The sequence below is a fragment of the Streptomyces sp. NPDC048277 genome (assembly GCF_040652235.1).
Taxonomy (GTDB): Bacteria; Actinomycetota; Actinomycetes; order Streptomycetales; family Streptomycetaceae; genus Streptomyces.
Window position 1 is genome coordinate 629774 of the sequence record NZ_JBEZLQ010000001.1, and the last position, 19158, is coordinate 648931.

17 protein-coding genes and 1 pseudogene are annotated in these 19158 nt (G+C 70.9%); 7 read left to right on the top strand and 11 right to left on the bottom strand.

All coding sequences use genetic code 11. From position 1 onward, the window contains the following. Positions 1 to 239: pseudogene (locus AB0D85_RS02990) on the top strand (hypothetical protein); the annotation flags it as partial. A gap of 44 nt (positions 240 to 283) precedes the next feature. On the opposite strand, the gene AB0D85_RS02995 reads toward AB0D85_RS02990, so the two are convergent. From AB0D85_RS02995 to AB0D85_RS03030, 8 genes are all read right to left on the bottom strand, one after another. After that, complete coding sequence (locus AB0D85_RS02995) at positions 284 to 1558, bottom strand: glycosyltransferase (RefSeq protein WP_362312755.1); 1275 nt, start codon at positions 1556 to 1558, stop codon at positions 284 to 286. A gap of 141 nt (positions 1559 to 1699) precedes the next feature. Further along, on the bottom strand, positions 1700 to 2302 hold the full coding sequence (locus AB0D85_RS03000; protein WP_362312757.1) for a hypothetical protein: 603 nt from the start codon (positions 2300 to 2302) through the stop codon (positions 1700 to 1702). Then, positions 2289 to 3821 carry a VWA domain-containing protein gene (locus AB0D85_RS03005; RefSeq protein WP_362312759.1) on the bottom strand — a complete coding sequence of 511 codons (1533 nt, stop codon included), beginning with the start codon at positions 3819 to 3821 and terminating at the stop codon, positions 2289 to 2291. The genes AB0D85_RS03000 and AB0D85_RS03005 overlap by 14 nt, the downstream gene beginning before the upstream one ends. Next, a complete protein-coding gene (locus AB0D85_RS03010; protein ID WP_362313476.1) occupies positions 3818 to 5014 on the bottom strand; it encodes a toxic anion resistance protein in 1197 nt (398 codons plus the stop codon). Before AB0D85_RS03010 ends, AB0D85_RS03005 begins: the two co-directional genes overlap by 4 nt. 34 nt (positions 5015 to 5048) lie before the next feature. Then, positions 5049 to 6125, bottom strand: a complete 1077-nt coding sequence (locus AB0D85_RS03015; RefSeq protein WP_362312761.1) for a hypothetical protein — start codon at positions 6123 to 6125, stop codon at positions 5049 to 5051. Positions 6126 to 6458: 333 nt separating this feature from the next. Further along, positions 6459 to 6881, bottom strand: coding sequence for a hypothetical protein (locus AB0D85_RS03020; RefSeq protein WP_362312763.1), 423 nt, complete (start codon positions 6879 to 6881; stop codon positions 6459 to 6461). A gap of 65 nt (positions 6882 to 6946) precedes the next feature. Next, positions 6947 to 8158 carry a pyridoxal phosphate-dependent aminotransferase gene (locus AB0D85_RS03025; RefSeq protein ID WP_362312765.1) on the bottom strand — a complete coding sequence of 404 codons (1212 nt, stop codon included), beginning with the start codon at positions 8156 to 8158 and terminating at the stop codon, positions 6947 to 6949. Positions 8159 to 8391: 233 nt separating this feature from the next. Next, complete coding sequence (locus AB0D85_RS03030; protein ID WP_362312767.1) at positions 8392 to 8958, bottom strand: hypothetical protein; 567 nt, start codon at positions 8956 to 8958, stop codon at positions 8392 to 8394. Between the two features lie 202 nt (positions 8959 to 9160). Between AB0D85_RS03030 and AB0D85_RS03035 the strand changes: the two genes are divergently transcribed. After that, a complete protein-coding gene (locus tag AB0D85_RS03035; protein WP_362312769.1) occupies positions 9161 to 9994 on the top strand; it encodes a serine protease in 834 nt (277 codons plus the stop codon). A gap of 92 nt (positions 9995 to 10086) precedes the next feature. Here the strand turns inward: AB0D85_RS03035 and AB0D85_RS03040 are convergent, their stop codons facing one another. Both AB0D85_RS03040 and AB0D85_RS03045 read right to left on the bottom strand, forming a co-directional pair. Next, positions 10087 to 11694, bottom strand: a complete 1608-nt coding sequence (locus AB0D85_RS03040; protein ID WP_362312771.1) for a D-aminoacylase — start codon at positions 11692 to 11694, stop codon at positions 10087 to 10089. 11 nt (positions 11695 to 11705) lie between these two features. Then, positions 11706 to 12983, bottom strand: a complete 1278-nt coding sequence (locus AB0D85_RS03045) for an amino acid deaminase (protein WP_362312773.1) — start codon at positions 12981 to 12983, stop codon at positions 11706 to 11708. A 139-nt stretch (positions 12984 to 13122) separates the two neighbouring features. On the opposite strand from AB0D85_RS03045, the gene AB0D85_RS03050 reads away from it, so the two are divergent. From AB0D85_RS03050 to AB0D85_RS03070, 5 genes are all read left to right on the top strand, one after another. Next, entirely contained in the window at positions 13123 to 14394 is a 1272-nt protein-coding gene (locus AB0D85_RS03050; RefSeq protein ID WP_362312775.1) for a sugar kinase, read from the top strand. Then, positions 14391 to 15152: an IclR family transcriptional regulator gene (locus AB0D85_RS03055; protein ID WP_362312777.1), complete on the top strand. Its 762-nt coding sequence runs from the start codon at positions 14391 to 14393 to the stop codon at positions 15150 to 15152. Before AB0D85_RS03050 ends, AB0D85_RS03055 begins: the two co-directional genes overlap by 4 nt. Before the next feature lie 12 nt (positions 15153 to 15164). After that, a complete protein-coding gene (locus AB0D85_RS03060; RefSeq protein WP_362312779.1) occupies positions 15165 to 15575 on the top strand; it encodes a RidA family protein in 411 nt (136 codons plus the stop codon). Positions 15576 to 15695: 120 nt separating this feature from the next. Continuing rightward, entirely contained in the window at positions 15696 to 17171 is a 1476-nt protein-coding gene (locus AB0D85_RS03065; protein ID WP_362312781.1) for a gluconate:H+ symporter, read from the top strand. Between the two features lie 97 nt (positions 17172 to 17268). After that, on the top strand, positions 17269 to 17781 hold the full coding sequence (locus tag AB0D85_RS03070; RefSeq protein WP_362312783.1) for a hypothetical protein: 513 nt from the start codon (positions 17269 to 17271) through the stop codon (positions 17779 to 17781). 16 nt (positions 17782 to 17797) lie between these two features. Here AB0D85_RS03070 and AB0D85_RS03075 read toward each other — a convergent pair whose 3' ends face one another. Further along, positions 17798 to 19153: a M14 family metallopeptidase gene (locus AB0D85_RS03075; protein ID WP_362312785.1), complete on the bottom strand. Its 1356-nt coding sequence runs from the start codon at positions 19151 to 19153 to the stop codon at positions 17798 to 17800. Positions 19154 to 19158 lie beyond the last annotated feature (5 nt).

Consider the following 19158-nt stretch of genomic DNA (forward strand, 5'->3'; position numbering starts at 1 on the left):
GTGCCCAAGGTGCCGCCGGGACGGTGGGCACCACCTATGTCGTCACCTCCTCCGGTCTGGGCCTGGCGACCGCGTCCTGCAACAGCGGTGACTTCGCCACCGGCGGCGGATACAACACCACCACCGCCGGAGGCGTGTTCCAGAGTTCCCCCATCGGTAGCCCGCCCAGCGGCTGGAGCGTCAGCACCACCGACGCCACCCAGGCGGTCACTGCCTTCGTGGTCTGCGCGACGGCGTGAGCCGCGCGGGCCTGTCCCGGGGCTCCGGCCCCGGGACAGCCCGCCTAGACGAGCAGCGGGCCGCCGCAGCGGGCGGTGCCTGCTTTTACCGTGATCAGGTTGGCGAGTACGTACGAGATCCTCTTCTCCGCATGCCACTCGGAGGGGAAGAACGTGGCCAGCCGTGAACTCTGGAACCTGGCCTCGATGTCGGGTACGAACGCGCGGTACTGGTCGTCCGTGTAGTACCAGAACGAGTTCTCGTTGTAGTAGGCGACGTGGCTCGGATCCTGGTAGGCACCGCGGCCGTCGGAGCTGGGCGTGGTGGTGAGGAGCATGCCGCCGGGTGCCAGCAGCCGGTACAGCTCGTTGATCAGCGGAACCTTCGCGGAGACGTGCTCCAGGAAGTTGACGGCACGCACCAGACCGACGGAGTCGTCGGGCAGGTCCAGTCTGTCCGGCAGGGTCGCCACGATGTCGACGCCCTCACCCGGCTGCTTGTCCACGCCCACGTAACCGGGCGGTTTGCGGTTCGCCGCGCCGAGGTCCAGCGCGAGCAGCCCTCGGCGATGCGTCCAGGCCAGGGCGTTGGCCTCGATGTACGTGTCGTACAGGGCGACCGTCTCGCGCTGGATGTGCGCGTTGATCTCCGGGTCGCGCTGGGTGTTCTCGGGGTGCATCCGCTGCAGGTAGAGACAGCGGGGGATGTGGTGGAAGTCCCCCACGTGGAACAGACGGCACATCAGGTCCTGGTCGTCCAGGACGGTGCGGGTGGCGTCGTACCCCCCGGCCTTGTGGTACGCGTCCTTGCGGAACGCCCGTACGTGGTTGGGCGCGTACCAGATGTAGGAGACATTGTGCGGGGTCGGGGCCATGGACCTGACCTGCAGCAGCTTGCGGCCGTCGACGCGCACCTCCTCGTAGTGCCAGCCGTGCGTCTCGTTGAAACGGCTGTCGTCCCGCTTCCCGTCCTCGGCGATCTGCGCGGTGTTGCTGTAGACGAGGGAGGCCTCGGGACACGCGTCGAAGGCCTCGCCGAGCTCCGCCAGGCACGCCTTCGCCAGCAGGTCGTCGTGGTCGAGTTCCACGAGGATCTCGCCGCGCGCCAGTTCGCAGGCCCTGCGTTTCGCCGCCCCGACGCCGACGACGTCGTCCGCGATCTCCAGCCGGACCCGGTCGTCGGGGCGCTCCGGTCGCCACCTGGCGCCGTTGTTGAGCAGGACGATCCACTCCCAGTCGGTACAGGTCTGCGCCTGCAGGGTCGCCAGGCACTCGTCGAGGAAACGGGGCCGGTGACTGGGGGTGAAGACGGAGAACCTCGGGGTGGCGGTCGGCGTCATCTGCTGCTCCTGTGCTGCTCCCTGCTTGCCGGATGCTCCGCCGACGTTACTGAGTCGGTCCGTACGGCGACGCCGATCGCCAGGCGGTTGTGGTGTACAGACCACCCGAATGCATGTATGGCCGGGGAAGCGGGAGGGCGCTCAGTTGCCGCGGTCCTCCAGGTAGCGGGTGTGGGACTCCTGGCGCATCGCCTCTGTGTCCCTGAGCGCTGCCACCAGGTGCTCCGCCTCTTCCCTGATGAGTCCCAGCTGGCGTTCCAGATGGCGTTCCGGGGGTTCCTGGCCCGGTGCCAGACGCGTCCACCAGCGTGTCCGTACGAAGCTGTCGACGGCCTCCGGGATGTCCTGCCGTACCGCCCGCGACAGGACGTACACCCCCTCCGGGTCGTGGGCCAGCAGTTCCGTCGCCCGGCCCGGGTCCAGCAACGCCGTGAGCACGTCCGTCAGTTCGGTGAGGCGGGCCTCGGTGGAGGCCGGCAGGCCGACCTCCGCCAGGTAGGTCTCCAGCTTGCGGAAGTCGGCGCGGACCTCCTCCAGTTGGGCCGAGGGGGTGGGGAAGTCGGGCAGGGGCGGGCGTTCCGGCGGGGCGATGAGCGCGCCGGCGCCGTACAGGCCGGCCACCACGACCGGCCAGTAGGGGCCCGCGACGTCCGTGAAGGTCAGGACCAGGCCCAGCAGGCCGCCCGCGCAGCCCGTGAGGTTCTTGCGGGATTCGAGGTAGCCGAGAAGCCTATTGGTAGCCACGGATCTCCTCGAAGGCGCCGTCCAGGGAGTCCTGCCGGCCGTCGAAGAGACGGCCGCCGGTCAGGGCGGCGATGTGCTGGAGTTCGGCGCGGGAGGAGTCGCCGAAGAGGATGGGGAAGACGGGGATCTGCTGCCGGTCGGCGGAGAGCTTGTTGTAGAAGGCGTCGAAGTCGCCGACCTTGGCGCCCGTGGTGTTCTCGCCGTCGGTCATCAGCACGATCGAGGTGAAGGTGTCCTGGGAGGGGCTCAGCTGGGCGTACGCCTTCTCCAGGGAGGTGTAGATCGCCGTGTTGCCGTCGGCTTGCAGCGCGTCGGTGTCCTTGCGGATCGCGTTCAGGTCGGCCTTGTTCTCGACCACGTGGGTGCTGACGCTCTTCACGTCCGAGCCGAACGGCATCAGGGTGACCTCCTCGCGGTTGTGGAAGTCGCCGGTGAGACCGGTGAGGGCCTTCTTCAGCCGGGAGAGGCGGTCGCCCTCCATCGAGCCCGAGGTGTCCAGGACGTAGACGGTGCGGGAGGGCCGGCGCAGGTCGTTCTCGTACGCGGAGATCAGCCCGTCGGCGACCGACTGGCTGCCGGGGAAGGGGAGTTCGCGGCGGCGGCCGGTGTCCAGACCGGCGGCCGGCCGGACCGAGGCGACCACCGGGCGGCGGTGGGTGGTGTCGGTGACAAGTTTCTGTACGGCCGCGGTCCGCAGGTCCTCGGTCACCCTGCGGACGTCCTCGCGGGTGGCCGAGGAGGTCGAGGCCAGGGAGGAGAGCGGGTAGTCGGCGGTCACCACGCCGTCGGTCGGGCGGATCACCGTCAGACCGGGGATGCCCTTGAGGACGGACTCGTAGTTGAGCAGGGCGTCGACGTTGCCCCGCCGCTGGTAGGCCGAGGCCAGCCAGCCGGAGGAGCCCGAGGTCAGGGTCTGGCCCTGGAAGAACTTCTTCAGCCGGGGCGTCGCCTTGGTGACGTCGTCGTCCGTGAGCGCCGACTGGGCGCCGGAGAGCGCGGAGGCCACCGACACCAGCGTGGAGAAGCCGGAGTTGGAGCGGGCCGGGTCGGTCATGCCGTACGTCAGCCTGCCCGCCTCGACGGCCTGCTCGACCTGGGACCAGGTGACGTCGGCCGGCTTCCAGCCCAGCGACCGGACGGTGGCCGTCTTCACGCCGATCGCCACCGGGCTGGTCATGATCGAGGTCTCGGAGACGACCTTCTTCGCCGCCTCCGGGCGCAGCCGCAGATAGTCGTCGGAGGACAGCCACAGCGCGTCGTACCTGCCGTCCGCCTGCCCCTTGGCCACCAGGTCGACGGCGTCCAGGGTGCCCATGTAGGTGGGGCGGAGGGTGACGCCGGTGTCCTTGCGGACGCGGTCGAAGACGGCGGTCATGTCGCTGAGTTCGGAGGAGGCCAGGATCCGCAGGGTGCCCGCCTTCGGGGCCGTGGAGTCGTCGCCGTGGTCCCCGGAGGAGGTGCAGCCGGTCAGGACGACGGCCGCCGCCGCCAGGAGGACGGGCAGGGTGCGTCTGTTCATGCGAGGCCGCCCTCCAGCGCGCCCTTCGAGCGGCTGCGCTCCAGGTAGACGCTCGCCTGCTGGAGCTCGTCCGTGAGGGACTGGACCGTGCTGGCCATCGCCTCGGTCGCCTGGACCTTGTAGCTGTCGATGGCGTCGAGGGTGCGGTAGATCTGCTGGAAGGCGGCGCGCAGGGTCTCGGCGCCGACGGCCGGGTCGGCGGCGATCCGCTGGATCTCGCCGCTCTGGCTCGCGAGCATCTCGGCATTGCCCCGGATGAGGTCCTCGGTCGTCCCGCGCAACGCGTTGACCTGCTCGATGACCTTCTTCTGGTTGTCGAGCGCGGACGCCAGCATCACCGAGATCCGCAGGGCGGACACGGTGGTGGTGGCGGCGCGTTCGACGCCCTTGATCAGTTCGTCGTTGTTGCGTCGTACGACGTCCATCGCGAGGTAGCCCTGCGCGGACACCGCGAGCTGGGTCAACAGGTCCTGGTGCTTCTGCCGGACCGGGAAGAGCACGTCCGCCCGCAGCGCGTCGGCCTCCTGCGGGTCGGGGAGCCGGGTGATGTGCTGCTCGACGGCGCTGTCCAGGGACTGGGTGAGGACGACGTACTCCTGGAGCTTGCCCATGGTCTCCCAGAGCCGGACCCGCTCGGTCTGCAACGCCGCGTTGTCGCGCCGGAGTTCGTCCTGGCCGCCGCGCAGCGACCCCACGATCTTGTTCAACGTGCCCTGCGCGGAGGCGTACTTGGCGACGTGGTCGCGGAGTCTGTTCCCGCCCGGGAGCCTGGAGAGGAACTTGCGGCCCTTGCTCGCGGGCAGGTCGCGCGGGTCCAGGTCCTCTACGACCCGGCGGAGTTCGACGAGCGAGCCGGCCACCTTGGCCTGGGCGTCGCCGCCCTTGTCGGGCAGGCTGCGGACGGTACGCTCCAGCATCCGGTTGGACTGGGAGGCGGCGGTGCGCATCTCGCCGGCGCCGAGGCCGGTGATCTCGCCCACCTTGCTCGCGAACTCCGGGGAGCGCGCGTCCAGGGCGGCGAGCCCGCGGACGTAGTCGGCGGCCTTCAGCGCCATGTCCGTACGGACGCTGTCGTCGACGGGCACGAGACCGCCGGCCTTCTCCCGCGGCACGGGTGCGACGGCCTCGGGCGGGGTGAGCGTGAAGACGTCCTCACCGCTGAGTGTCGGCGTCGGTTCACCACCGCTCGGCACGATCTTGTCGAAGTTGCTCACAGGGTCCCCCCGTTCATCCGCGCGCCCGGCGGGCCATCTCGTGCAGCACCGCGGAGGTGGGCACGGGCGCCTGCCGGACGCCGGTCAGTGTCTGGTTGAGGTATTCGGCGTCGCCGGCGGTGGCCTTGACGAACACGGCGGAGTCGCCCTGCGGCCGGAAGCCGTGCTTCACGGCGAGTTCGCGCAGGGTCGGGTCGGTGCTGAGGAGGTCGCCGAGCGCCCGGCCGGCGTCGTCGAGCGGCACGATCGTGTGGTCGCTGTTGACCGTGGTGTCCGGGTAGAGGACCACCAGGTCGTCGGCGCCGTGCTGTTCGGCGAGCAGCGAGACGACCTGCGACTCGTAGAGGCACACGAGCGGGTTGCCCGCGCCGCTGATGAAGTCCCGGAACACCGAGTCGCTGCTGGGCTGTTGGGCGCCCTGGACACTGACGAGCTTGTGCAGGAGGGGAGCGGTCCTCGCGATGTCGGCGTCGCTGGCCACGACCTGGCCGCCGTTGGCGACGTAGGAGGCGGCGGCGAGGTAGAGGGCGCCGGAGTTGGAGGTCTCCGGGTCGGTGCTGGTGATGTACAGCGTCCCGGTCAACTCCCCGTGCGCCTTGGCCCCCTTGAGCTGCTGCCAGGTCCGGTCGTGCTGGGCTGCGGCCAGGTAGGCGCTCATCTTCAGGGTGCCCTTGCCCTTGCCGTCGAGCACGGCGAGCCCGTTCGCCGCCAGGACGTCGGCCGCGCTGCGGTGGGCCACGACGACCAGGGGCGAGTAGAAGGGCCGGGGGAGCGGTTGGCGGGCGTGGTACTTCGCGGCCAGCGCGTCGGCCGGAGCCTGACTCGACGGGAACGCGAAGTCGTACCCCTTCAGGTTCAGGTCCTCCATGGCCCAGGACCCCGATGCCTCCGTCTTCACGGTGTAGCCCTTGGCGGCGAGGGCCTTCACCACATCGGGATCGGCGAAGAAGTCCGACTTCTCCGAACCGATCACACCGCGCACGGTCTTCGTTGCCGTGCCCTTGCCGTCCTCGTGTCGGCCTGCGACGACGGCAGCCACCACGCCACCGATCAGCAGCACCGCCAGGACGATTCCCGCGATACGTCTCACGCGGGGCAGCGTGCTCGCGGAACCCCACGTTCCTGGGCGACCAGGGTGAACGGGGGGTGAATCGGACGTCCCGGAATACTACGCGGGGGCGGGGATCGATCAGAGATGCAGCGGCGCCGGGCGAGGAATGCGGCCGACGTCGGCGGAACAAGGGCCGGCGCGGGCGGAACAAGGGTCGGCGCCGCGGCGGGGCGAAGGGCGGCGGGGTGATGGCAACCCGGTCCGCGCGTCGCTGCGGGAGCGCGCGGACCGGGGCCGTATGGGGAGGGGCGGACCCGCCGGTGGGGCGGGGCGGACCGGCCGGAGGGGGGTGGGTCCGGTGGCCGCCCCGGGTCAGCCGGCCGTCGTGAGTTCCGTGGCCGCCGCGTGTGCGTCCATGCGCTCCGCCGCGAGGATCGCCACCGCCGTGTCCGCGCGGGACGCGGCCACGACGAGGGCGCGGCCGGCGAGGGCGTGGGCGCGCTCGTGGAGCGCGGGCGGTTCCTGGACCGCGGCCGGCGACGCGCGGACCGGCGTACGTCCGCCCCGCAGCCGGGACACCTGCTCGGCCAGCCGGGTCGCGGCGGCGTCGAGGTCGGTGGACGGCGTGCGGGCGCGCAGCTCGTCGGTGACGGCGAGCAGCGCGGCGAGATGTCCCGCGAGCTGGATGTCCAGCTCCTCCTCGCGCGTCCGGTGGGGGAAGTCGGAAGGCGTGCCGGCCATCGTGCTGTGGACGGACCCCTTGTGGGAAGAAGGGGTGCGGATCGGTTCGTACATGGGAGATGGCCTCCTGTGCTGTCAGGAAGCCATCCTAGCTTAGATCTCGTCTAAAGTTGACCCGACTACGGCTGGCCGTACCCGTCCAGGAACCGCCCGATCCGGGTGATCGCGTCCCGCAGATCGCCGACCGTCGGCAGGGTCACCACCCGGAAGTGGTCCGGCTCCGGCCAGTTGAAGCCGCTGCCCTGGACGACCATGATCTTCTCCCGGCGCAGCAGGTCCAGGACCATCTGCCGGTCGTCCTTGATCTTGAAGACCTGGGGGTCGAGGCGCGGGAAGAGGTAGAGGGCGCCCTTGGGGCGGACACAGCTCACGCCCGGGATCTGGGTGAGCAGCTCGTAGGCGAGGTCCACCTGCTCCTTCAGGCGCCCGCCCGGCAGGACGAGGTCGCTGACCGACTGGCGTCCGCTGAGCGCGGCCACGACACCGTGCTGACCGGGCATGTTCGCGCACAGCCGCATGTTCGCGAGGATCGTCAGACCCTCGATGTAGGAGTCGGCGTGCGCGCGGGGCCCGGAGATCGACATCCAGCCCACCCGGTAGCCGGCCACCCGGTACGCCTTGGACATGCCGTTGAAGGTGAGCGTGAGCAGGTCCGGGGCGACGGAGGCGGTCGGCGTGTGCGTGGCGCCGTCGTAGAGGATCTTGTCGTAGATCTCGTCGGAGCAGATGAGCAGGTTGTGGCGGCGGGCGATGTCGGTCAGCCCGCGCAGCATCGCCTCGTCGTACACCGCGCCCGTCGGGTTGTTCGGGTTGATGATGACGATCGCCTTGGTGCGGTCGCTGACCTTGCGCTCGATGTCGGCGAGGTCGGGCATCCAGTCCGCCTGCTCGTCGCAGCGGTAGTGCACGGCCGTGCCGCCGGAGAGGGAGACCGCCGCGGTCCACAGCGGGTAGTCCGGCGCCGGGACCAGTACCTCGTCCCCGTCGTCCAGCAGGCCCTGCATCGCCATCACGATCAGCTCGGAGACGCCGTTGCCGATGAAGACGTGCTCGACGTCGGTCTCGATGCCGATGGTCTGGTTGTGCATGACGACCGCGCGCCGGGCGGCCAGCAGCCCCTTCGCGTCGCCGTAGCCGTGGGCCGTGGAGACGTTGCGGAGGATGTCCTCCAGGATCTCCGGCGGGCACTCGAAGCCGAAGGCGGCCGGGTTGCCGGTGTTCAGCTTGAGGATGCGGTGGCCCGCCGCCTCAAGCCGCATCGCCTCTTCGAGAACCGGGCCCCGGATCTCGTAACAGACATTGGCGAGCTTGGTCGACTGGATCACCTGCATGTCCGTGAGCTTACGGGGCGGTAACGCCCGCCGCGCCGTGTTTCCCACCACGTGAGACACGGGTGAGGCATACGTGGGACACGGGTGCGACCCGGATGCGATCCGGATGCGACCTGGACCTGGCTCGGCGTTTTGGCCTGTTATCGCCGGTAGCTGTCTCAAACACCCATCCCCTCCCTACAATCCGCGTCCATGCCGAGACCTGCCGAGGACGAGACCGGGGCGCCCAGCGTCTACCAACCCCAGGGCGAACCGGCCCCCGTGTACGAGGGGTACCGGGACCCGGCGACCGCACACGGCTGGCTCAACGCGTACGACGAGACGCGCGAGCTCCCTCGGATCGCCGCCGGCGCCGCCGTCGCCGTACCGGGGCCGGGCCGGGCGGAGCGGCGGCGGGCGGAGCGCGGAGCGGGCGGCCTGCGTGCGAAGCACGTCGCGGTCGCCGTGGGGGCGGTGGGTGCCGCGTCCGTGGCCGCGCTGATCGCGGGCGCCGCCTTCTCCTCTTCGTCCGACGGCGCGCAGGGCGAGCAGAACCGTACGAAGCAGTCGGCCGGCGAGTCGTCGCAGTCACGGTCGCAGTCGCCGTCGCCGGGGGACAGCCCGAGCGGGGCGTCCGTCGCGGCGTCCCCGAAGTCGGCCGCGGCGGCCGTGGTGTCGCCGTCGGCCCGTACCGCGTCCGCCTCCGCGTCGACGGCCGGGGTGTCGTCCTCGGCGAGCCCCTCGCCGAGCGCCACCCCGGCCCGCAGTGCGAGCGCGACACCTTCGCCGACCGCCACCAGCGCGACGCCGACCCCGTCCACGACGTACGGCGGCCACGGGTGGGGGCACGGGAGGGGCGGCGGCAGAGGCCGTTAGGCGAGTCCGGGGGTGCGGAAATCCGCCAACGCCCTTCCTGAAACAACTCCTTGCTCTCGCGGCTTGTTGTGTTGAGAATGCACATGACAAAAACAACGGGTGGCCGGAAGATCTCCGGTCACCTCGTCATATAGAGGGGACCCCCACATGAACAAGCCTCTCGTCGCCGCGCTCGCCTCCCTGGCCATCACCGGGATCGGCGTGGCACCGGCGGTCGCCGCGCCACAGGCCAAGGCGGCCGCGGCGGTGACCGTCAACTTCGCCGGCACGGTCTCGCTCAGCAACTGCTCCGGCTCCGTCATCCGCTTCCCGAACTCCGCGGACAGCGACCCGGCGCTGGTCCTCACCAACGGCCACTGCCTGGAGACCGGCTTCCCGGACCCCGGCGAGGTCATCACCGGTCAGTCCTCCAGCCGTACCTTCGGCCTGCTGAACTCCTCCGGCACGCGCGTCGCCACGCTCCGCGCCAACCAGGTCGTCTACTCGACGATGACCGACACGGACATCACGATCTACCGCACCACCACGACGTACGCGGCCATCAAGAGCTCCTACGGCATCAGCCCGCTCACCCTCAGCGACACGCACCCGACCGCCGGCAGCGCCATCAAGGTCGTCTCCGGGTACTGGAAGACGATCTACAGCTGCAACATCGACGGGTTCGTGTACCGGCTGAAGGAGGGCGACTGGACCTGGAAGGACTCGGTCCGCTACACCTCCGCGTGCAACACGATCGGGGGGACGTCGGGGTCGCCGGTGATCGACACGACCACCGGTCAGGTCGTCGCCGTCAACAACACGGGCAACGAGGACGGGGAGACGTGCACCGTCGACAACCCGTGCGAGGTGGACGAGAACGGCAACGTCACGGTGCGGCAGGGGATCAACTACGCCGAGGAGACGTACATCATTCCGGCGTGCTTCACGACGGGGAATGTGCTGAACCTGAGTGCGAGTGCGTGCACCCTGCCCAAGCCGTAGGGCTCCGCTGGGCGCCGTTGTCGGGTGCGGGTGGGTGGGGGCTGGTCGCGCAGTTCCCCGCGCCCCTGTCGGGGCGCTCCAGTGCGGGGCGCTTAGAGGGCGCGGCGGATTGCGCGACCCGCCAGTTCGTCCGTTCTCCGGCCGTCCTCCATCACGAAGCGGCCGTTGATCAGGACGTGGGGGATGCCTGTCGGCAGGGTGCGCGGGTTTTCGAACGTGGAGCCCGCTGCCACCGTTTCCGGGTCGAAGAGGACCATGTCGGCCCGGTAGCCCTCGCGTACCAGTCCGCGGTCCGGCAGGCGTAGCCGGGCCGCGGGGCGGGCGGTGAGGTGGGCCACGCACTCCTCCAGGGACAGGACTCCCAACTCCCGTACGTAGTGGCCGAGGTAGTGCGGGAACGTGCCGTACGCCCGGGGGTGCGGCTTCGCGCCGTGGAGGATGCCGTCCGAGCCGCCCGTGTGGACCGGGTGGCGCATGATCGTGCGGACGTTCTCCTCGTGGCCCACGTGCTGGAGGATGGCGGGCGCGAGCCGGTCCGTGAGGAGCAGGTGGCGGGCCGTCGTCCACGGGGGCTCGCCGCGCAGGCGGGCGGATTCCTCGACCGTACGGCCGACGAAGCCGGTGAGGGCCGGGTCGCCCACGCCCGAGATCTCGATCGTGGCCCAGTCGATGGGGACGCCGTGGCAGCCGTCGGAGCCGACGGCCTCCAGGTGGTGGCGGATGCGTTCGGACGTCCCGTCGTCCGCCAGCCGCGCCAGGGCCGCCTCAGGGCCGCCCTCGTTCGCCCAGCTCGGCAGCATCGCCGCGAGGGTCGTGCTGCCGGGGGTGTAGGGGTAGGTGTCGAGGGTGATGTCGGCGCCGGCGGCCAGGGCCTTGTCCAGGAGGGACAGGAGTTCCGGCGCCCGGCCCCTGTTCACGTCGAAGTTCATGGTGGCGTGGGCCAGATGGAGCGGGCAGTCCGCCTCCCGGGCGAGGGCCACCATCTCCTCGTACGCCTCCAGGGCGCCCGCGCCGTACGAGCGGTGGTGCGGGCAGTAGTAGCCGCCGTACTCCGCCACCACCCGGCACAGTTCGGTCAGTTCGGCGTCCTTGGCGTACATGCCGGGGGTGTAGGTCAGACCGGAGGACAGGCCCACCGCGCCCTGTTCCAGGCCCTCCGCCACCAGTCGGCGCATCCGGTCCAGTTCGGCGGGGGTCGCCTCGCGGTCCGCCCAGCCCACGGTGAGCGCGCGGACCGTGCCCTGGGGGATCAGGTAGGCCGCGTTGACCGCGATGCCCCGGTCGAGGCGGTCCAGGTACTCGCCCACCGACCGCCAGTCGAAGTCGATGTCGTCGCCGTAGCCGTTCCAGCCGGTGATCGCCCGGCGGACCTCCTCCAGGGTGCGGTCGTCGACCGGGGCGTACGACAGCCCGTCCTGGCCCAGGACCTCCAGGGTCACCCCCTGCGCCGCCTTGGCGCTGTGGTCGGGGTCGCGGAGCAGGGCCAGGTCGCTGTGCGCGTGCATGTCGATGAAGCCGGGGGAGAGGACCAGGCCCTCCGCGTCCAATTCGCGCACCGCGCGGGGGCGTTGGCAGCCCGCCGCCGCGGCCTCCTTGACGATCGACACGATCCTGCCGTCGTCGACGACCACGTCCGCGCGGTACGACGGCTCACCGCTGCCGTCGACGACGTCCGCGTCCCGGATGACCAGATCCTCCACGGGGAGCCTCCTCAGAAGAACGTACGGATGTAGTCGACGACGGTCCCGTCCGCCTCGGCGACCGGGATCAGCTGCCACTTGTCGAACGACGTGCAGGGGTGCGACAGACCGAGGCCGATCCAGTCGCCGACCTCCAGGTCCGCCTCGGACGTCGTGCGCAGCCAGGTGTGCTGGTCGGACAGGCCGGTCACCTCGACGCCGGTCGCCGGGCGCTCCGCCCCGTCCCGGCGGATCACCCGGGCGAACGGGAGGTGGAGGTCGTAGGCCGCGTCCCGCTTGCCCGCGTTGGCGAAGGCCTGCTCGGGGGAGGGCCGGGAGACGACCTGCGCCCAGAGGCGGAAGGCCGGCTCCAGGGCGCCCTCCTCGGGGACGCGGTTGAAGGGGGTGATCTCGTGGTAGTGGCCGTCGTCGTGCGAGACGTACGCACCCGAGCGCAGCAACTTCAGTACGGGGAGGGAGAGTTCGGGGATCCCGGCGAAGACGTCGGCCACCGCGTCGAACCAGGCGCTGCCGCCCGCGCTGACCACGATCTCCGTCAGGCCCGCGAACCGCCCCGCCTTGTCGAAGTCGGCGGCGAGGGCGACCAGGCGCCGCAGATAGGCGCGCACCCGGTCCGGGTCCGCCCGCGGGACCTCGCCCTCGTACCCGGCCACCCCCACCAGCCGCAGCGTCCCCGTCCCGGCCACCGCGTCCGCGATCGCCGCGCACTCCGCCTCCGTACGGACCCCGGTGCGGGCGCCCTCCCCGGCGGCGAGCTCGACGACGACGTCGACGGGACGCGAGGCGCCCTTCAGCGCCGCGTCCATCAGCTCGACCCCGCGCACGGAGTCGACGTAGCAGATGAAGCGGAAGTCCGCGTCCCGCTCCAGCTCGCCCGCGATCCAGCGGAGGGCCGGGGCGTCCACGAGCTCGTTGGCGAGGAAGACCCGCCGGGTGCCGAACGCCCGTGCCACCCGCACCTGATGCGGCACGGCGAGGGTGATGCCCCATGCCCCGCGCTCGACCTGGCGCCGGAAGAGCTGCGGGGCCATGGAGGTCTTGCCGTGCGGGGCGAACGCGAGGCCGTGCCGTTCGGTGTACGTCTCCATCAGCGCGAGGTTGTGCTCCAGGCGCTCGGCGGAGAGGGCCAGCACCGGGGTCGCGAAGCCGTCGGAGAAGAGGTTGCGGCGCTGGGCGGCCAGCCGGCCGACGGTGAGGCCTTCGGCGTCCGGCGGGAGGCCCTTGAAACGGTGGTCGACGCGTTCCTCCGCGAGACGGGCGAGCGCTTCGGTGCCGGGGTCGAGGGTCACGGAGCCTCCCTGATCGGGGTGGTTGCAGTATGTGCAACGCCCATTGCGTATATCGCTAGCCGCTGTCTAACATCCACGCCAACACCGGGTCAATGGAGCCCACAGCGACCCTTCCCAGCGACGAGGAGCCACGACCATCGTGAAGGCCACGGACGCCGTTGACGCGGTTGACGCTCCAGATGTCGTCGCGCTCGGCGAGTCCATGGTCACGTTCCTGCCCACCCGGCCGGGGCGCCTCGCGGACGTACCGTCCTTCGACCGCGCGATCGGCGGCGCCGAGTCCAACGTGGCCTGCGGGCTGGCTGCCGCCGGCCACGCCGCGCGGTGGGTCAGCCGGGTCGGCGCGGACGGGTTCGGTGATCACCTGGTCGAGACGATCGGGGGACTCGGCGTCGACGTCTCGCTCGTCGCGCGTGATCCCGCGCGTCCCACGGGCGTGTACTTCCGTACGGCGGGGGACCGGGCGACGGACGCGCACGAGGTCGCCTACTACCGGGCGGGGTCGGCGGCGTCGGCGATGTCGGTGGCGAACGTGGACCTGGCGGCGGTGCGGGCGGGGCGGATCCTGCACGTCTCGGGGATCACGGCGGCGTTGTCGGCGGACTGCCGGGAGCTGCTGCGCGAGCTGACGGCTCCCGCCGAGGGGGGCCGCCCGGTGGTGTCGTTCGACGTCAACCACCGGCCGGGGCTGTGGGGTTCGGACGACGACAGCTCGCGGGTCCTGCTGGAGCTGGCGCGCCGGGCCGACATCGTCTTCGTGGGGGAGGACGAGGCGGCGGAGACGTGGGGGGTGACGGGTGGGCCGACGGCGATCCGGGAGGCGTTGCCGGAGCCGGAGGTGTTGGTGGTGAAGCAGGGAGCTGAGGGGGCGACGGCGTTTCGGAGGGGTGGTCCGGGCGGTTCTTCGGCCGCGGGTGGGTGGGGGCTGGGCGCGCAGTTCCCCGCGCCCCTAGAGGGGCGCTTCAGTCGCGTCAGCTTCCCAGCTGCGGGCATGCGTGCCGCCTGGGGCGATGGGGGTCCCCCCGCTCGAGCGAAGCCGAGAGTGGGGGAGGGTGGGCGCAGCGGCACCCCGCAAGCGCGGGCGGGCGAAACCCCCCGCCCGGCCCCCACCGACGGCACCTTCGAACCCGCCCCCACGGTTCAGGTCGCGGCAGCGGTCGGCGCCGGTGACGCCTTCGCCGCCGGGTTTCTCTCCGGCGTCCTCCGCGGTCTGCCCCTGCGGCGGACGCTCCGGCTCGGCCACCTCTTCGCCGCCGCCGCCCTCACCACCCCCGCCGACCTCGCCCCGCCCCCCGCCCGCGACACCACCGACCGCCTGACCGCCCTCGACGACACCGCGTGGGAGAGACTTCGACTCGGCCCCGGCTGGACGCAAGCCGACGCGGCCGATGAGGAGGTACAGAGCCCATGAGCCAGACCGTCGACCGAGCGCTCAGCATCCTGCCGTTGCTCGCGGAGGGCCCCGCCGACCTGGGCCAGGTCGCCGACCGCCTCGGCGTGCACAAGTCGACCGCGCTGCGGCTGCTGCGCACCCTCCACGAACACGGCCTGGTCTACCGCCAGTCCGACCAGCGCTACCGCCTCGGCGCCCGGCTCTTCGCGCTCGCCCAGGAGGCGATGGAGAACCTCGACATCCGCGAGATCGCCCACCCCCACCTGGCCCGCCTCAACGAGGCCTGCGGGCACACCGTGCACCTCGCCGTGTTCGAGGAGGGCGAGGTGCTGTACATCGACAAGGTGGAGAGCCGCTATCCGGTGCGGATGTACTCGCGGATCGGGAAACCGGTCGCCATCACCGTCGCCGCCGTCGCCAAACTGCTCCTCGCCGACCTGCCCGAGCCCGAGCGGCGGGCGCTCGCCGACAAGCTCGACTACCCCATGTACACGGCCCGTTCGACGCCGAACGCGGAGGCCTTCCGCAAGGAACTGGCCAAGGTGCGCGAACAGGGCTGGGCCACCGACCTCGGCGGCCACGAGGAGTCCATCAACTGCGTGGCCGCACCGATCCGCGGTGCCGACGGGCGCGTCGTCGCCGCGATGTCGGTCTCCGCGCCGAACGTCGTCGTCACCGCCGACGAACTCCTCACCCTGCTCCCGCAGGTGCGCCGTACGGCGGACGCGATCAGCGGCGAGTACTCCGGCAGAACCCCGATCAAGGAAGCCCCCTAAGGAAGCCCCCTGATGACCGAGAAGATCGCGCTCACCCCCAAGACCCACACCACCCCGCCCGCCAAGTTCTCCCACGGGGTCCGCAAGGGCAACATCCTCCAGGTCGCCGGCCAGGTCGGCTTCCTGCCCGCCGAGGAGGGAAAGCCCCCGACCCCGGCCGGCCCCACGCTGCGCGAGCAGACCCTCCAGACCCTCGCCAACGTCAAGGCGATCCTGGAGGAGGGCGGCGCCTCCTGGGACGACGTGATGATGATCCGCGTCTATCTGACGGACGTGGACCACTTCGCCGAGATGAACGGCATCTACAACACCTACTTCGAGGAGCAGGGCCTCACCGCCCCGCCCGCCGCCCGGACCACCGTGTACGTCGGTCTGCCCGCCGGCCTCCTCATCGAGATCGACGCCCTCGCCGTGCTCGGCTGACGGCTCGTCGACCCGACTCCCGCACACCGTACGTCCGTCACGGCGCGGCCCCCGTCCGGGGCGCCGCGCCGCGATGCCCCCTGCCCGAAAGCACGATGTTCCTACGAAGAGGACCCCCACATGCCCTTCCCCCTCGCGGCAGCCACCCCCGCGACCCCACCCCACACCGGAGGCCTGCTCCTCCTCCTCGACGGCACCGCCGGCCTCCTCACCGTCGCCGCCATCGGTATCGCCCTGCTGCTCTTCCTGATCATCAAGGCGCGGCTGCAGCCCTTCGTCGCGCTGCTCGCCGTCTCCATAGCCGTCGGCCTGCTGGCCGGTCTCTCGGTCACCGAACTCTTCGGCACCGTCCAGCGCTCGGACGCCGTCTCCACCGTCGAGTCCGGCATGGGCGGCATCCTCGGCCATGTCGCGATCATCATCGGCCTCGGCACGATGCTCGGCGCGATCCTCGAAGTCAGCGGCGGGGCCGAGGTGTTGGCCACCCGTCTGCTGAACCTCTTCGGCGAGAAGCGCGCCCCGCTCGCCATGGGCCTCACCGGCCTGATCTTCGGCATCCCGGTCTTCTTCGACGTCGGCATCTTCGTGCTCGCGCCCCTCGTCTACGCGGCGGCCAAGCGCGGCGGCAAGTCGATCCTGCTCTACTGCCTCCCCCTCCTCGCCGGTCTCTCCATGACCCACGCCTTCCTGCCGCCGCACCCCGGCCCGGTGGCCGCCGCCGCGCTGCTGCACGTCCAGCTCGGCTGGGTGATCCTCATGGGCGTCGTCTGCGGCATCCCGGCGGTGCTGGCCGCGTGGGCGTTCTCGGCGTGGATCGGCACGCGGATCTTCGTCGCCGTACCGCAGGACATGGTCGAGGCGGCGGACGAGGCCAAGCGGGCGGTGGTGGCGGAGCAGCGGGCGGCCGGGGTGGAGCCCCAGGAGAAGCCTGTCCCGCTCGGCACGGTCCTGGCCATCATCGGCACCCCGCTCGTCCTCATCCTCGCCGCGACCTTCTCCTCCATCGCCCTGGACCCCTCCACCGGCCGCTCGGTCCTGGAGTTCTTCGGCACGCCGATGGTCGCCCTCACCATCGCCCTGGTCCTCGCCTACTACCTGCTCGGCCTCCGGCGCGGCTGGTCCCGCAAGTCCCTGGAGACCGTCTCCACCGCCTCGCTCAAGCCGGTCGGCAACATCCTGCTGGTGGTCGGCGCCGGCGGGATCTTCGGCGCCGTGCTGAAGGCGAGCGGGGTCGCCCAGGCCCTCTCCGACACCTTCAACGGTGTCGGCCTCCCCGTGATCGTCCTCTCCTACCTCATCTCCGTCGTCCTGCGGGTGGCCCAGGGCTCGGCGACGGTGGCGATCGTGACGACGGCCGGCATCGTGGCCCCGCTGCTCACCGAGGGCGACCACTCCCAGGCGTTCGTCGCCCTCGTCATCATGGCCATCTCGGCGGGCTCGATCTTCGCCTCGCACGTCAACGACGGCGGCTTCTGGATGGTGGCCAAGTACTTCGGCATCAGCGAGCGCGACACCCTGAAGACCTGGACCGTACTGGAGACGGTGCTGTCGGTGGTGGGGTTCGCGGTGGCGGGTGTGCTCAGCGTCTTCGTGTAGAAGCGTCCGCCTTCGTGCAGGAGCCTTCGTGTAGGCGTCTGATAACGAAGTTGGGGCTGGCTGTGTCCGGCACAGGTTCTTCGACCATACTGCCCGCGTGGAGCAGCGCACTGGAGCCAACAGCCAGCCCCTGGAGGGCGCCGGATTCGACCCGGCCTTCATCCCCGGGCTCACCGCACCCGCGTCCCTCGAGAAGGAGGACGCGAAGCCGGTGGACGCCGGGGCGGACGAGGCCGAGGACGTCGAAGCAGCGGCGGACCCCGTGGCCGACGCCGACGCCGAGGCCACGGCCACGGCGGACGACGACGAGGACGCGGCGGAGTCCCCCGAGGGGCCCGTCTTCGAGGCGTCCGACCGCCGCGCCAGGATAGAGGCCGACCGCAGCGGTGTCCGCCTCGCCCTCGACGAGGAGAAGTGCGAGTTCCGCTGGGACGAGATCGGCGCGGTCGAGACCGAGGCGCCCCGCTTCGGCAAGCGCTTCACGATCACCGTCCACACCCCGGACCGCCGCTGGTACCCGATCGAGATCGAGGCGACGGCCCGGTCCCGCTTCAAGGAGTGGGAGGACCAGCTGGACGCGGTCCTGGACGCCTACTTCGAGGAAAGCTGAGGGGCGCCGGGCGCACCTAGCTGCAGTACTGGGCTTCCTTCCCGATCGCCCGGTACACACAGTCCGCGTTCTCCAGCAACTGGAACACCGCGTCCCGGTTCCGGGAGGTCTCCCGCTCGATCACCTCGTCGGGCGGATAGAACCCACCCCCGGAACTGGACGTCGGATACATCTCGAACGTGTAGTCGAAGATCTTCTGCGTACCCCACAGATAGTCGTCGATCGACCCGTCCGTGATGTACAGGTCACTGGACTGCTCCGGCGTGTACCCGTTGCTCGCCGCCATCTTCTGCCCCAGCGCCTTGAACGCGGCGGCGTCGTCCGCGGTCATCCCGGTCGCCGTGTCCGCCGTCGTGTACCCGTACGGCCACAGCACCAGCTCGCTGTACGTGTGAAAGTCGATTCCGGCCCTGATCTGCTGCTTGCCGCCGACGACCCGGCTGCGTACGAAGTCGGCGACCACCTTCACCTCGGGCGCCGACTCGGCGGCCGCGCCCCGGTACGTCTCGGACGACGTCGAGCCCGACGAGCCGCCGCAGCAGCCCCACTTGTAGTTCCAGTTCCGGTTCAGGTCCGTACCGACGGACGAGGACCCGGAGTTGGGCTGCCGGTTCTTGCGCCACGACCGGTACGAGCCGGTGGCGATGTCGTACTCGCCGCCGTCCGGGTTGAGGTCCGGCACGATCCAGATCTCCCGGCTGTTCACGATGTTCGTGACCCGGGAGTCGGTGCCGTAGCCGGCGCCCAGCTCCCGCAGCAGGTACAGCGCCATCTCCACCGTGAGGTGTTCACGCGCGTGCTGGTGGAAGGTGAGGAGGACCTCGGGTTCGTTCTCGTCCGTCGCCACGTTGTCGCTGACCTTGACGGCGACGATGTCCCGGCCCTGGTACGACCTGCCGATCACCTGCTTGCTCATGATGCCCGGGTAGGCGGCGAGCCGCTGGTCGATCTCGGCGTTCATCTCGGCGTAGTTGTGGTACTTCGAGTCGGCCGTCGGGAAGTCGAACAGCCGCAGCTGGTCGGCCGGGGCCGACCGGTCCGGGGCCGCGCCGAGGGGTGTGACGTCGTAGCCGAGCCGCTTCAGCGCGGCGATCTGTGCGGCCCGTCCGGAGACGACCACCGTCTCCTCGTCGGCCTCGTCCACGGTGACGCCGGTCCGCTGGATGGCCGTGCGGGTCACGGGGGTGGTGCTCTGGTGGATCTCGTACTGGCGGACGTCGTCGGCCGAGGGGGCCGCAGGGCGCGCGCTGTCGGCGGTCGCGTGCGTGGCCGTCGCCGACACGGGGGCCGCGAGGGCGAGGGCCAGCAGGGCGCCGAGCGCGGCGGTCCGTCTGCCGCCACGGGCGCCGGAGCCGCGTATGCGAAGTCGCATGAAGT

Excerpts from the sequence above, each read along its gene's own strand:
- AB0D85_RS02995 (WP_362312755.1), bottom strand. The coding sequence starts at position 1,558 with ATGACGCCGACCGCCACCCCGAGGTTCTCCGTCTTCACCCCCAGTCAC.
- AB0D85_RS03005 (WP_362312759.1), bottom strand. The coding sequence starts at position 3,821 with ATGAACAGACGCACCCTGCCCGTCCTCCTGGCGGCGGCGGCCGTCGTC.
- AB0D85_RS03020 (WP_362312763.1), bottom strand. The coding sequence starts at position 6,881 with ATGTACGAACCGATCCGCACCCCTTCTTCCCACAAGGGGTCCGTCCAC.
- AB0D85_RS03025 (WP_362312765.1), bottom strand. The coding sequence starts at position 8,158 with ATGCAGGTGATCCAGTCGACCAAGCTCGCCAATGTCTGTTACGAGATC.
- AB0D85_RS03035 (WP_362312769.1), top strand. The coding sequence starts at position 9,161 with ATGAACAAGCCTCTCGTCGCCGCGCTCGCCTCCCTGGCCATCACCGGG.
- AB0D85_RS03055 (WP_362312777.1), top strand. The coding sequence starts at position 14,391 with ATGAGCCAGACCGTCGACCGAGCGCTCAGCATCCTGCCGTTGCTCGCG.
- AB0D85_RS03060 (WP_362312779.1), top strand. The coding sequence starts at position 15,165 with ATGACCGAGAAGATCGCGCTCACCCCCAAGACCCACACCACCCCGCCC.
- AB0D85_RS03065 (WP_362312781.1), top strand. The coding sequence starts at position 15,696 with ATGCCCTTCCCCCTCGCGGCAGCCACCCCCGCGACCCCACCCCACACC.
- AB0D85_RS03075 (WP_362312785.1), bottom strand. The coding sequence starts at position 19,153 with ATGCGACTTCGCATACGCGGCTCCGGCGCCCGTGGCGGCAGACGGACC.